The 12,460-nt window shown below is 71.8% G+C and carries 12 protein-coding genes; 8 read left to right on the top strand and 4 right to left on the bottom strand.

The window, feature by feature from the left end; all coding sequences use genetic code 11:
• Positions 1 to 10: 10 nt before the first annotated feature.
• Positions 11 to 778 (bottom strand): thioesterase II family protein, encoded by a 768-nt coding sequence (locus tag DEJ51_RS17130; RefSeq protein ID WP_150258361.1) that lies wholly within the window; start codon positions 776 to 778, stop codon positions 11 to 13.
• A 78-nt stretch (positions 779 to 856) separates the two neighbouring features.
• Between DEJ51_RS17130 and DEJ51_RS17125 the strand changes: the two genes are divergently transcribed.
• The 7 genes from DEJ51_RS17125 (at position 857) to DEJ51_RS17095 (ending at position 10,172) form a co-directional block, all read left to right on the top strand.
• Positions 857 to 1,879: an ornithine cyclodeaminase gene (locus tag DEJ51_RS17125; protein ID WP_150258359.1), complete on the top strand. Its 1,023-nt coding sequence runs from the start codon at positions 857 to 859 to the stop codon at positions 1,877 to 1,879.
• A gap of 303 nt (positions 1,880 to 2,182) precedes the next feature.
• Positions 2,183 to 3,898, top strand: a complete 1,716-nt coding sequence (locus DEJ51_RS17120) for a DUF885 domain-containing protein (protein WP_150258357.1) — start codon at positions 2,183 to 2,185, stop codon at positions 3,896 to 3,898.
• 184 nt (positions 3,899 to 4,082) lie between these two features.
• Positions 4,083 to 5,381, top strand: a complete 1,299-nt coding sequence (locus tag DEJ51_RS17115) for a trans-sulfuration enzyme family protein (RefSeq protein ID WP_190620432.1) — start codon at positions 4,083 to 4,085, stop codon at positions 5,379 to 5,381.
• A 151-nt stretch (positions 5,382 to 5,532) separates the two neighbouring features.
• The gene (locus tag DEJ51_RS17110; RefSeq protein ID WP_150258354.1) at positions 5,533 to 6,318 is read left to right on the top strand and encodes a hypothetical protein; all 786 of its coding nucleotides are present in this window, start codon (positions 5,533 to 5,535) and stop codon (positions 6,316 to 6,318) included.
• Entirely contained in the window at positions 6,302 to 7,627 is a 1,326-nt protein-coding gene (locus DEJ51_RS17105) for a lysine N(6)-hydroxylase/L-ornithine N(5)-oxygenase family protein (protein ID WP_150258352.1), read from the top strand. Before DEJ51_RS17110 ends, DEJ51_RS17105 begins: the two co-directional genes overlap by 17 nt.
• Positions 7,628 to 7,729: 102 nt before the next feature.
• The gene (locus tag DEJ51_RS17100; RefSeq protein ID WP_190620430.1) at positions 7,730 to 9,565 is read left to right on the top strand and encodes a non-ribosomal peptide synthetase; all 1,836 of its coding nucleotides are present in this window, start codon (positions 7,730 to 7,732) and stop codon (positions 9,563 to 9,565) included.
• Positions 9,558 to 10,172 carry a TOPRIM nucleotidyl transferase/hydrolase domain-containing protein gene (locus DEJ51_RS17095; protein ID WP_150258349.1) on the top strand — a complete coding sequence of 205 codons (615 nt, stop codon included), beginning with the start codon at positions 9,558 to 9,560 and terminating at the stop codon, positions 10,170 to 10,172. The genes DEJ51_RS17100 and DEJ51_RS17095 overlap by 8 nt, the downstream gene beginning before the upstream one ends.
• 74 nt (positions 10,173 to 10,246) lie before the next feature.
• Here the strand turns inward: DEJ51_RS17095 and DEJ51_RS17090 are convergent, their stop codons facing one another.
• Both DEJ51_RS17090 and DEJ51_RS17085 read right to left on the bottom strand, forming a co-directional pair.
• On the bottom strand, positions 10,247 to 10,774 hold the full coding sequence (locus DEJ51_RS17090) for a DUF4240 domain-containing protein (RefSeq protein ID WP_150258347.1): 528 nt from the start codon (positions 10,772 to 10,774) through the stop codon (positions 10,247 to 10,249).
• Positions 10,775 to 10,802: 28 nt separating this feature from the next.
• Positions 10,803 to 11,615, bottom strand: coding sequence for a hypothetical protein (locus DEJ51_RS17085; RefSeq protein WP_150258346.1), 813 nt, complete (start codon positions 11,613 to 11,615; stop codon positions 10,803 to 10,805).
• A 32-nt stretch (positions 11,616 to 11,647) separates the two neighbouring features.
• Between DEJ51_RS17085 and DEJ51_RS17080 the strand changes: the two genes are divergently transcribed.
• Positions 11,648 to 12,169 carry an LURP-one-related/scramblase family protein gene (locus tag DEJ51_RS17080; protein ID WP_150258344.1) on the top strand — a complete coding sequence of 174 codons (522 nt, stop codon included), beginning with the start codon at positions 11,648 to 11,650 and terminating at the stop codon, positions 12,167 to 12,169.
• Here the strand turns inward: DEJ51_RS17080 and DEJ51_RS17075 are convergent.
• Entirely contained in the window at positions 12,141 to 12,452 is a 312-nt protein-coding gene (locus DEJ51_RS17075) for a hypothetical protein (RefSeq protein ID WP_223835845.1), read from the bottom strand. The genes DEJ51_RS17080 and DEJ51_RS17075 overlap by 29 nt on opposite strands.
• Positions 12,453 to 12,460: the final 8 nt, after the last annotated feature.

The raw sequence follows: 12,460 nt of genomic DNA, 5'->3' as shown, positions 1-12,460 counted from the left end.
CCGCTCCGGCCTAGTCCGTTCCGGCTGCGTGCTCCGCGCCGAAGTCCCGGCGGATCTCCGCGAGCAGCGCCTCGGGCGCGGAGAGGAACGCGAAGTGGTCGCCGTCCAGTTCGACGGTCCGGCAGTCCTCCGTCGTGTCCGCCCAGCCGCCCATGAGCTTCGTGGGGATCTCGGTGTCCTCGGACCAGCCGATCGCGGTGACGGCCGAGGGAAGCGTGATGCGGCCCGGGGTGTACCGCCGGTTCGCCTCCAGGTCGTTGGCGAGGACCTCCAGGCCCATCTCGACGACGGGCCCGCTCGGATCACCACCGAGCGCGGTGACGATGTGGCCGAGTTCCTGGCGCAGCCCGTCGCGGTCCAGCGCGAACAGCCGGCTGTACGGGCCGTCGTGCGGTGCCACCTGACCCGACACGAAGATCCGCTCGGGCAGCGGGAGTCCGGCCGCGGCGAGCTGCCGGGCCACCTCGACCCCCGGGAGCGCTCCGCCGCAGTGCCCGAAGAAGGCGAACGGCCGGTCCAGGTGCGGCCGCAGGTACTCGACGAGGTCCCGCGCCATGTTCTCGTACGTGCCGTAGTGCGGCTCGGCGATCCGGTTCTGCCGGGCCGGCGGCTGGATCAGGCAGACGTCGACGGCACCGATGCGGCGTGGCCACGCCTGGTACATCGAGGCGCCGCAACCCGAGTAGGGGAACAGGAAGATGCGGGCCGGCGCGTCCGGATCCGGGCGGCGCAGGAGCCAGCGCGGAGGCTTCTTGGGGCGAGGCTGCGGTGAATTCATGCGGGCGACCGTAAAGGAGGCCGTCTGCGCACTTCAAGGCTGCAAAAGCCTTGGTCCACAACGAGAAAGGCAGTAGAAATGCAGGCTTTGTCCCGGCCGTTGCAGTACCTCGACGGAGCGACCGTCGCGTCGCTGTGCGCACGGATCGATCCCCTGCGGGCGGTCACCGAGGCGTTCCTCGCCGTCCGCGCGAACAGGTCCGGGGTGGCGACCGAAGCGGCGCTGCGCTGGACCGCGCCGGACGGCGCGGCCGCCCGCAGCCTCGTTCTGCCGGCCTGGCACGACGGCGCGTACGGCTGCAAGATCATCAATGCCAGTCTGGGCAACGTGGACCGCGGCCTGCCCCGCGCCGCCGGCCTGATCCTGCTGTACGACGCGGAGACGGCCGAACCGGTCTGCATCATGGAGGGCGCGCAGATCAGCGCCCTGCGCACCGCGGCCGTCTCCGTGGCGGCACTGCGCGCGGTCCGCCCCCTGCCCACGGTGGAACGGGTCGCCCTGCTGGGGTGCGGCGTCCAGGCGCGCACGCATCTGGGTCTGCTGGCGGCGCACGGCGCGGTGAAGTCCGTGATCGTCCACGACCTGTCGCCTGCCCGGTGCGACGCCTTCGCCGAGGAGCTGCGCGCGTCCCTGCCCGGGATCGACGTGGAGATCACGGCCGACCCCGAAGCGGCGGTCCGCTCGGCGCCGGTGACCCTGGCCACCACGACCACCACGACCTCCTACGTACCACTGGCCTGGCTGCCGGAGGGCTCGGTCTTCCTCAACGTGTCCCTGGACGACGCCCACGAGGACGTGCTCCTGGGCGCGGAGCACCTGTTCGTCGACGACTGGCACCTGGTCAGCGAGGACGACACCCGGCTGCTGGGCCGCCTCGCCCGGGCGGGCCGCGCCACCGCGCCCGGTACGGAGGCACCGGGGGCCCGCCAGGTGGACGCGGACCTCGCCACGCTCCTGTCCGGCGCCTACACCCGCCCCATCACCGCCACCGACCGGACGGTGATCAACCCGTTCGGCATGGGCGTCCACGACGTGGCTCTCGCGTCCCACGTGTACGCCCTCGCCCGCGAGGAGGACGCCGGTCTGCAGCTGTCCCGCTGACCCGCCCCGCCGTCCGCCTCCGAGGGCGCTCCGCGCGCTGCCGCCCGCCCCTCCGGCTCCGTCACCACGGCCGGCGGGCCGGCGGCGGCGCGCGTTCCCGGGGGCCGGAGCACCGCGGCGTTCCCCCGGAACGGCGTTCAACAGGCGCTTCATTGACCCCTCAATGCCGCCGGGACAGTCTGTTCCCCGGCGGTGCGGGTGCACCCCGTTCCAGGTTCTGACGTCCGCCGCGTGGTCCATGGCCCTTCGCCGTGCCCCCGGACGCAACCGAAGACCGATCGACTCAGGGTGAGGTGGAGACACGTGGGCGCAGACATACCTGCCGACTCCCGCGCGGTGCGCGATGTGGCGGACGCCTACGTCACGGGACTGGCCCGGGTGGACCCGGGCATCGCCACCTATCTGGGGGTCCCCCAGGGCCGGGACGAGATGCCCGACCTCTCGCCCGAGGGCCGCGAGCGGATGGACGACCTGTCCCGCTCCACCCTCCTCGACCTGGACCGGGCCGAGCAGGCCGCGCAGGGCCCCCTGTCCGACGCGGAGCGACGGTGCGGGCGGCTGCTGCGCGAGCGCCTCCGGGCCGACCTGGCCCTCAGCACCGACGACGAGTACCTGCGGGAGATCGTCAACGTCTACGGCCTGCAGCAACGGGTCCAGGACATCTTCCAGTTGATGCCCGCGAAGACCGCGGACGACTGGACCGCGGTCGCGCGCCGCACGGCCCTCGTCCCCCGGACGCTCGACGGCTTCCGCGAGTCCCTGACCCGCGGGCTGGAGAAGGACACCTTCGTCGCCGCGCCGCGCCAGGTCCGTGTCATCGCCGACCAGCTCGACGCCTGGAGCCGTGACAGCGACGGTCGGGGCTGGCACGCCGGCTTCGCCGCGGACGCCGACGTGCCGGCGGCACTGCGCAGCGAACTCGACGGGGCCTCGGGCCTGGCCGCCGCCGCGATCACCGGCATGCGGGACTGGCTGCGCGCCGAGTACCTCCCCCGCGCCGAGGCGCAGCCCGACGGCGTGGGCGCCGACCGGTACCGCACCTGGGCGCGGTTCTGGAACGGCGCCGACCTCGACCTGCGGGAGACCTACGCATGGGCCTGGGGGGAGTACCGCCGGATCCGGGCCGAGATGCGGACCGAGGCGGACTCCGTCCTGCCCGGGGCCACGCCCCGCGAGGCGATGCGCCACCTCGACCTGCACGGCGAGTCGGTGGACGGTGTGGAAGCAGTCCGGCAGCGGCTGCAGGGCTGGATGGACGAGGCCCTCGACGAGCTCGACGGGACCCTCTTCGAACTGGCGCCGCGGGTGCGCGTGGTGGAATCCGCCATCGCACCGGCGGGCACCGGCTCGGCGGCGTACTACACCCCGCCGAGCGTGGATTTCTCACGCCCCGGACGGACGTGGCTGCCGGCCCAGGGACGCACGCGGTTCCCCCTGTGGAGCCTGCGCAGCGTCTGGTACCACGAGGGAGTACCGGGCCACCATCTGCAACTCGCCCAGTGGAGGCACCTGAGCGACCGGCTGTCGGCGTACCAGGCCGGCCTCGGCGCGATCGACGCCTGCACCGAGGGCTGGGCGATGTACGCCGAACGGCTCATGGACGAACTCGGCCACCTGCGCACCCCCGGCGACCGCCTCGGTTTCCTGGACTGGCAGATGCTGCGCGCGGTACGGGTCCTGATCGACATCGGCGTCCACCTGGCCCTCGACATCCCGGAGGACTCGCCGGTCGGCGCGGGCCTGGCGTGGACTCCCGGGCTCGCGAAGGAGTTCCTCTCCGCGCACAGCGGGCAGACCCCCGAGTTCGTGGACAGCGAGATCGGGCGCTACCTGGGACTGCCCGGGCAGGCGATCTCCTACAAGCTGGGAGAGCGGGCCTGGCTGGACGGCCGGGCCGCGGCCCGGGCGGCGCACGCGGCCCGCGGCGAGCGGCTGGACCTGAAGTCCTGGCACACGGCCGCCCTGTCCCTCGGCCCGCTCGGGCTCGACGACCTCCAGGACGAACTGGCCCGGCTCTGACCGTCGGGTCCGGTGGCGCGGCGCGTGCCGCGGCCGAAGACATCCCCGCATGCGGCGGTCCACGGGGAAGGCGACCGAGCCCTCCGCCGTCCGCCGCGCGGAGCACCAGCCCACAACCCCACCGGGACGGAAAGGAAACACGCGTGAACGACGGGCCGACGGAGGCGGAAGGCAGGTCGCTGCTGTGACTGCAGCCCGATTCACGACCCTGGCGATCAGCGGGTCCTACGACCATGCGGAGTCGGCCCATCACCTCGGTGCGCTGAGCGAGCCCGCCCACCTGGCGACCGCGCAGAGCTTCCCGTCGATGGACGCCATGCTCGCGGCCACCGCCGAGGACGGCGACGGCTGGGTGTACTCGCGCCGGGGCAATCCGACGGTCCGCATCCTGGAGCAGACCGTCGCGGCTCTTGAGGGGTACGGGGTCGACGCCGAGGTGAGCGCCACGGTCACCGCGACCGGGATGGGCGCGATCACCCTGGCCACGATGCCGCTCCTGTCCGCGGCCGCCGGTCCGAAGCCCAACATCGTCGCCTCACCGCAGTGTTACGGCTCCACGACGATGGTCTTCGACAAGCGGTACGGGCAGGAACGGGGCGTCGACGTGCGCTGGGTCGCCGACCCGCTGTCCGTCGAGGACTGGGCCCGCCGCATCGACGACGGCACCCGGTTCCTCTACGCGGAGGTCCCCTCGAACCCGACCGTGCAGCTCGTGGACATCCCGGCGCTGTCGGCCCTGGCCGACCGGGCGGGCATCCCGCTCGTCGTCGACGCGACCCTCGCGACGCCCGCCCTGCTGCGCCCGCTCGCCCTCGGCGCGCACGTGGTGGTGCACTCGCTGACCAAAGCGGCGGGCGCCAGCGGACGGAGCATGGGCGGGGCGGTGATCGCGCGGCACGACCTGGGGCTGCGCGGGCAGCCGGAGGAGCTGTCCGCCGACTACGCCGGATATCTGCGCCGCGGCCCGCTGCGCGACATGGGCGCGGTTCTCAGCCCGTTCAACGCGTGGACCATCCTCTCGGACATCCGGGAACTGCGCGGCCGGGTGGACGCCATGTCGCGCACCGCGCACGCGGTGGCCCGTCACCTCGCCGGGCACGCCGGTGTCGTCGAGGTCTTCTATCCCGGACTGGAGAGCCACCGGTCCCACCACATCGCCCGACGGGACATGTGGCTGGTGGACAGCGAGCTGGACGGGGGCGAGGCGGAGAACCGGTTCGGTTTCCTCGTCTGCTTCCGCCCGGCCGGCGGCGTCCGGGCCGCGCACGCGGTGATGGACCGTCTCGGGCTCATCTGGCGGGCGAACAACCTCGGGCAGGTCAGGAGCACGGCGACCATTCCCGGGGCCACCACACACAAGCAGGTGGCGGACGCCGATCCCGACCGGGTCACGGTGCCGCCGGACATGATCAGGCTGAGCGTCGGAATCGAGCATCTGGACGACGTCATCGAGGATCTCGACCAGGCGCTGCAGGCGCGGTGAGCATCCCGTGGAACCTCCGATGAATTCCGTGGCCCCGGCCCGTTCCGAGCTGAGTCAGCAGGAGGAAACAGTGGAATTGAAAACGGCGTTGGGCCAGGCGTACCGGACGCGGGTGGCACTGATTTCGCCACCCCGAACCGGATCGACCGCTGTGGCGCGCCTGTTGTGGCAGCACCCGTCGATGACGCACCACTGCCACGAGCCCTTCGAAGCCTGCTACTGGGGCGATCAGGGGGCGGAATCGGTGAGGAGCATCCTCTCCCACCCCATGGAGGTCGCGTCGGGCGAGCGCGTGACGCTGGCCGACGTCCCCACGGGCAGCGGCCTGCTGATGAAGGAGATGAGCTTCCAGCTCGACGAGTCCCAGTTCGAGCAGCTCGTCGGCCTGGCCACGGCTCCGCCCGTCTTCGTGATCTGCGACCCGCGGCTGTCGACCACCTCACGGCTGCGCATCGTCCGGCAGCTCAACGGCGCGCAGACCTTCCCGCCCTTCGAGAGCGGGTGGCAGTCGCTGCGCATGCAGCTGGAGCTGTGCCGTGCCCGGGACATCCCGTACGTGCTGCTCGACTCGGACGACCTGCGGGCCGATCCGGCCGGTGTGACCGCCGCCCTGATGGCCGCGGTCGGACTGCCCACGGTCGGGGGCCTGGAGAGCTGGGCGCCCCGTCCGGACCTGAAACTGGTCTCGCCCGAGGTGGGTGCGCTGATGAGCGACGCCCGCAAGGAGGACGACCCGTTCTACCGCAAGGTCCTGGGCAGCAGCGGGATCCAGCCCCGCGGCGAGGTCAGCTGGGAGCGCGAGGAGGCGACGATCGCCGCCGCGGGCCTCGCCGACGACGTGGCGCAGTGGCGCCACTGGTACGAGGAGATGCGGGCGGACCCGGCGCTGATCGCCGGCCGGCGCGCGGAACGGGAGAACCATGCTGACGCGCGATGACGAACGCCGAGGCGCCGTGAAGGCGACCGGACCGGCCCAGGAACCCGTCGACGTGCTCGGCATCGGGTTCGGGCCGGCGAACCTGTCGCTCGCCATCGCGCTGCAGGAGGACCTGCCGCAGGCGGACGCCTTCTTCCTGGAGGCGGCACGGAACCCGGTGTGGCAGGGGGGTCTGCTGCTGGACGGCTCCAACATGCAGAACCACCCCAACCGTGACCTCGTCACCCTGCGCAACCCGCGCAGCCACTACAGCTTCGTCAACTACCTCTTCGAGCAGGGCAGGCTCATCCAGCACCTGAACCTGCCCCTGGAGTTCCCGCTGCGCAAGGAGTACGCGCAGTACATCGACTGGGCCACCCGCCAGTTCCGGTCCCAGGTCGCCGGCGGGGCGCGTGCGACGGACATCGCCGTGGCCGAGGTCGACGGCACGCCGGAGTACGTGGTGACCTGCGCGGACGGCTCGCAGCACCGGGCCCGCTCGCTGGTGGTCGGCACGGGGCGCACGCCTTTCGTGCCCGCCCCCTTCGACTCACTGGACACCCCCCGGGTGTGCCACCTCACCCAGTACCTGCACACGGTGCGGGCGCTGGAGGAGGCCCCGCGGTCGATCGCGGTCGTCGGCGGCAGCCAGAGCGCCGTGGAGATCGTCCTCGACCTCGCGCACCGCTTCCCGCAGGCGAAGATCGTCAACTACGTGCGGAAGTTCGGGCTGCGGCTCAAGGACACCAGTCCCTTCAGCGAGGAGGGCTTCTTCCCCGCCTTCACGGACTACTACTACCGGGCGGACCGGGCGAGCAAGAACGAGCTCGACGCGTACATGCGCCCCACCAACTACTCGTCGACCGACGCCGACGTCCTGCACCACCTGTACGCGCTCATATACGAGCAGCGTCTGGACGGCGATCAGCGGATCTTCGTCCGCGGCAACAGCGAGGTCCGGACCGCCGAGGCCGACGACACGGGCGTGCGCCTGGAGGTGGAGGAGGTCCACACCAAGGACGTGTCGTCGGAGCACGTGGATCTGGTGATCCTCGCGACCGGATTCCGCGACCTCGGGCCCGGTCCGCGCCAGGAGGCGTATCCGGCGGTGCTGGCCGGCGTGATCGACCGCTTCCAGTTCGACGACGACGGCTACCTGGTCGTCGAACCCGACTACCAGCTGCGTCCCCGGTCCGACGGCACGCCGCCGCTGTTCCTGAACGGGCTGTGCGAATCCAGCCACGGCATCGGCGACGCGGGATCGTTCAGCCTGCTGTCGCTGCGCGCCGCGACGATTCTGGACGGCCTGCGCAAGCAGGGGATCGCGTGACCATCACCAGCCGGGTACGTCCGGCCCTTGAATCGGCGGGTCCGACTCCGCCGGCTCTCCACAGGGAGAGTTCGAAGCAGCATGCGACAAGGCGGGCATCTAATGACAATTGACGACTGGCGCAACGCGACCATCACCGATCTGTTCGACGAACAGGTGCGCCTGCGCCCCGAGGCGACCGCCCTGCGCTTCGACGGCGTCGACATGAGCTATGCGGAGCTCGACCGCCGGGCCGACCTGCTGGCCCGGCACCTGCGGGCGCTGGGGGTAGGCACGGAGAGCGTGGTCGGCCTGTTCGTCGAGCGCTCCTTCGAGATGATCGTCGCACTCGTCGGCATCCTGAAGGCCGGCGGCGCCTACCTGCCCGTGCACCAGAACGAGCCGCCCGAGCGCTTCCGCTACATGCTGGAGCAGGCCGGGGCCCGCATCCTGCTGACCCACGACCGGCTGAGCGACCGCGTGCCCGAGATCGACGGCACCGTCGTCAACCTCGACCGCGCGTGGGAGACGGCTCCCGTCGCGGGGCCGGTCGAGCCCGGCACCGGCCCGGACAACCTGGCCTACATCTGCTACACCTCCGGCTCGACCGGCATGCCCAAGGGCGTGGGCGTGCGGCACAGCGGTGTGGTCCGCCTGGTCCAGGACGGCGACTACGCCTCACTGACCGCGGACGAGACCTTCCTGCAGTTCTGCTCGCTGCGCTTCGACCCCTCCGCCTTCGAGATCTGGGGGTCGCTGCTCAACGGCGCCAAGCTGGTGGTCTATCCGCCGGGCACGGTGGCGATGCACGAGCTGGCCGCCTTCCTGGAGGAGGAGCGGATCACCACGCTGTGGTTGACCACCGGCCTCTTCCACCGCCTGGTCGACGACCACCTCGACAGCATGGCCGGGCTGCGGCAGATGCTCGGAGGCGGCGAGCCCCTGTCGCCCCTGCACATGAACACGCTGCGCCGGGCCTACCCGGAGCTGCTGGTGGTCAACGGCTACGGGCCCACCGAGGACACCTGCTTCACCTCCTGCCACGTGCTGAAGGAGCCGGTCGGCGACAGCGTCCCGATCGGGCGCGCGGTCACCGACACCCGCCTCTACGTCCTCGACGACAAGCTGCAGCCCGTCCCCGAGGGCGAGTGGGGGCTCCTCTACACCAGCGGCAGCGGTGTGGCCCGCGGCTACGTGGGGCGTCCGGCGCTCACCGCCGAACGCTTCGTCCCCGACCCGTTCGTCCCCGGCGAGCGGATGTACAGCATCGGCGACGTGGTCCGGCTCAACACCGACGGCGCCCTGGAGTTCCGCGGCCGCGCCGACGACCAGGTCAAGGTCGACGGCTACCGGATCGAGCCCGGTGAGATCGCGGCGGCCCTGTCCGGCCTGCCGGATCTGAAGGAGGCCGTCGTGCTGGCCCGTGACGACGTCACGCCCGGCCGGAAGGTCCTGGTGGCGTACGTCGTGCCGACCGGCGCCACGGAGGGGCTGGTGCCCAGGCTGCGCCTGGCCCTGCACCACAAGCTGCCCCGTTACATGCACCCGTCCGTCATCGTCGTGATGGACGAGTTCCCGCTGACGCTGGGCTCCAAGACGGACCGGCGGGCCCTGCCGGCCCCGGCACACCTCCCGCGGACCGTGGACACCCCCTACGCGGCCCCGCGCACCCCCGTCGAGGAACTGCTGGCGGACCTGCTGGCCGACGAGCTGGCCCTCCAGGAGGTCGGCATCGACGACGAGTTCTTCGAGATGGGCGGCAACTCGCTGCTGGCGATGGACCTCCTCGCCCGCATCCGGACCGTGCTGCACGTGGACCTGCCGGCGGCCGAGTTCTACGAGGACGCCACGGTGGCGGGAATGGCGAACCTGATCGAACGTCACGCCCCGGCGCTGGCGGCACTCGGCGAGGCCGGAACCCAGTCGTCGCCGGTACCGGTGGACACGTACCTTGGGTGACATGAGTTCCTTCCAGGACGCGGTCGCCGCGTGGGTGGCGGGTGGATCCGGCGAGCCGGCGCACGAGCTGGCCACGCTGCTGTCCGTCCGGGGGGCCGTCCTTCTCGAAGGGCCGAGCGACGTCGCCGCGGTGAACGCGCTGGCGGAGAGCTACGGCCGGGACCTCGCGTCGGAGGGGGTCTGCGTCCTGGCGATGGGCGGGGCGATGAACGTGTCCCGCTACGTCGACCGACTCGGTCCGAGGGGTCTGGACCTGCATCTGACAGGTCTGTGCGACGAGAGGGAACGCGGCTACTACGCCCGCAGCTGGGCGCGGGCCGGCCTGGCACCGGACTTCTTCGTGTGCGACGCGGACCTGGAGGACGAGCTCATCCGCACCCTGGGTGTGGAGCGGGTGACGGAGCTCATCGAGCAGGAGGGCGAACTGCGTCCCCTGCAGACGTTCCTGTCCCAGCCCGCGCAACAGGGCCGCCACCCCCAGCAGCAGTTGCGGCGGTTCCTCGGCACCAAGGGGGGTCGCAAGATCCACTACGGCCGGGTGCTGATCGAGGCGCTCCCGCCCGACCGCGTGCCCGCCCCGCTCGGGGACCTGTTCGCCGTCGTCTGACCCGCCCGTGCCGGGGGGCGGCCGCCCGTGCCGGAGCGGCCGCCCCCCGGGGCGATCCGCCCCCACGGGACGGCTCAGGCGGGGCCGAACAGGGCGCTGAGCCGCGGCAGCCGGGCCTCCAGTTCGGCCGCGTCGTCGAAGTCGAAGTCCCAGGACGGGTCCAGGGCCGGGTAGCTGATCGTGAAGGAGTCCGCGGGCAGTTCGCGGCCGGTGCCGGCCTCGTAGGCGGTCCAGGCGATCGACAGGGCGCTCTCGTCCTCCAGGTCCAGGCCCTCGGCCGCTGCCGCGGCGACCGCCGGATGCCCGGCCAGGGAGTCGGGGTCGGTCAGGGCCGCCTCGAAGACCTCCTGGCCCTGGGTGAGGAGCCAGCCGCGGAAGTAGTCGAAGCCGTCGTCCGAGCAGCCCCCGTTGATCAGGTAGGCCGCGGCCCAGAGCGGCGCCCGGTAGGACTCCGCCAGCAGGTCCCACAGCACCTGCTGGGAGGCGGCTATCTCCGACTCCGGCCGGCTCGCGAGGAGTTCGGCCGCGCGGGCGGACACCTCCTGCGGTTCCGCTTCCGCGCGGGCCGTCTCGATCAGCTTCCAGAACCTCTGCTTGTCCATGGGGAAAGCCTGGCAGCCGGGTCTGACATCAGGCGGTGGTGCCGAGGAAGGTGTGGAGGGATCTTGTGAGGGCGCCCACGAAGGCGTCCTGCACCGGTGCCGGGACGAGGTCCAGGGAGAGGTACGGGTTCAGGTCCTCCAGCTCGACGAGGAGCAGCTCGCCGGACGGCGCCCGGCAGGCGTCGACGCGCTGGATGCCGTGGTCGAGGGTGTTCCAGTCGACGAAGGAGCGGGCGAAGGCCAGATCCGCCCCGGTCGGGTCGTAGGGTTCCAGCTCCCAGCGGCGGGCCGGATCGGGGGCGTACAGCGCGTACTGGAAGGCGTCGTCGACGAAGTAGAAGGACACCTCGTACGTGAAGTCGATGCGCGGCTGGATCAGCACGGCCCCGGCCGGGCCGTCCGGTGTCGCGGTGAAGGTGAGGCCGATGGAGTCGGCCCCCTGCTTCGGCTTGACCGCGTAGGTGGGGACCTGCGGCAGCTCGGAGAGCCTCGCCGGGTCGTCGACCGTCGGGATGACCGGGTAGCCGGCGGCCGTCAGGTCGAGGAGGTACTGCTTGCCCGCCATGTCGCCGCGGCCGGTGAGCGGGTTGTAGACGCGGGCCCCGGCGGCGAGTGCGGCCGCGCGGAAGGAGTCGTAGGCCTGCTGGTAGTGCAGGACCGGGCCGCTGTTGCGGACGATCACGGCGTCGAAGCCGAGGGGCAGCATGGCCTCGGCGTCGGCGGGATGGCACAGGGCCAGGCCGAACGCGGCGCGCAGCCGGGACGTGAGGAATATGTCCTCGTCGCAGTAGCGGCGGCCGCGTGCGGGGTACGCCAGGTCGGTCACGTAGAGCAGGGGCATGAAGGCAACCTATCGCGGGCACTGATCCGCGCATGAAATACCTCGTACGGGACAAAATGCTGGCCATCGGGGACGACTACTGGATCGAGGACGAGGACGGCCGGCACGCCTTCCTCGTCGACGGCAAGGCGCTGCGCTTCCGGGACACGCTGGAGCTGAAGGATCCCGACGGGCTGATCCTGATCACCCTGCGGGAGAAGCTGTTCACCCTGCGGGACGCGATGACGCTGGAGCGGGACGAGCGGCGGCTCGCGGTGATCCGCCGCAAGCGGCTGTCGCTGGTGCGGGGCCACTTTCGCGTGACTCTCGCCGAAGGCACCGGGCTCGACGTCAGCGGGCGGATCCTGGACCGCGAGTTCAAGGTCGAGTACGACGGGGAGCTGCTCGCGCTGGTCTCGCGGCAGTGGTACCGCCTGCGCGAGACGTACGCGGTGGACGTGGTCCGGGAGGACGCGGACGCGGCGCTGCTGATCGCGGTCGCGGTGTGCGTGATCCGGTTGGCGGAGAAGGAACGGGAGGGCGGGGTCAGTCCCGATGGTGTTCCCGGGCCGTGAGCTGGCCCTGGACGTATGCGTCGGTGTCCGGGGCGTACGGGCCTCCGTGGTCGAACAGCAGGTCGCTGATGCGCTGCCACTCGGCGGCCTCGGCGCGGACGGCCGCGTCGGCCCGCTCCAGGTCGCCGGAGGCCGCCAGCACCGCCTCCAGGGCGGCCTGGGCCTCGTGGTGTTTCATGCCGGTGGCCCGCTCCCGGACGCGCCGGCGTGCCTCGATCTCCGCGTGGGCGGGCTCGTGGGGCTCCAGGGCGGCTTCCAGCACGGCCTCCGCGTCATCGGTCACGGCGTACC

Source organism: Streptomyces venezuelae (genome assembly GCF_008642275.1).
Classification (GTDB): domain Bacteria; phylum Actinomycetota; class Actinomycetes; order Streptomycetales; family Streptomycetaceae; genus Streptomyces; species Streptomyces venezuelae_E.
This window is presented reverse-complemented; position numbering and strand designations above follow the sequence as displayed.

Bases quoted from the DNA above. Each gene is read 5' to 3' on its own strand.
- DEJ51_RS17105 (WP_150258352.1), top strand. From the start codon at position 6,302: ATGCTGACGCGCGATGACGAACGCCGAGGCGCCGTGAAGGCGACCGGA.
- DEJ51_RS17130 (WP_150258361.1), bottom strand. From the start codon at position 778: ATGAATTCACCGCAGCCTCGCCCCAAGAAGCCTCCGCGCTGGCTCCTG.
- DEJ51_RS17085 (WP_150258346.1), bottom strand. From the start codon at position 11,615: ATGCCCCTGCTCTACGTGACCGACCTGGCGTACCCCGCACGCGGCCGC.
- DEJ51_RS17090 (WP_150258347.1), bottom strand. From the start codon at position 10,774: ATGGACAAGCAGAGGTTCTGGAAGCTGATCGAGACGGCCCGCGCGGAA.
- DEJ51_RS17080 (WP_150258344.1), top strand. From the start codon at position 11,648: ATGAAATACCTCGTACGGGACAAAATGCTGGCCATCGGGGACGACTAC.
- DEJ51_RS17125 (WP_150258359.1), top strand. From the start codon at position 857: ATGCAGGCTTTGTCCCGGCCGTTGCAGTACCTCGACGGAGCGACCGTC.
- DEJ51_RS17100 (WP_190620430.1), top strand. From the start codon at position 7,730: ATGACAATTGACGACTGGCGCAACGCGACCATCACCGATCTGTTCGAC.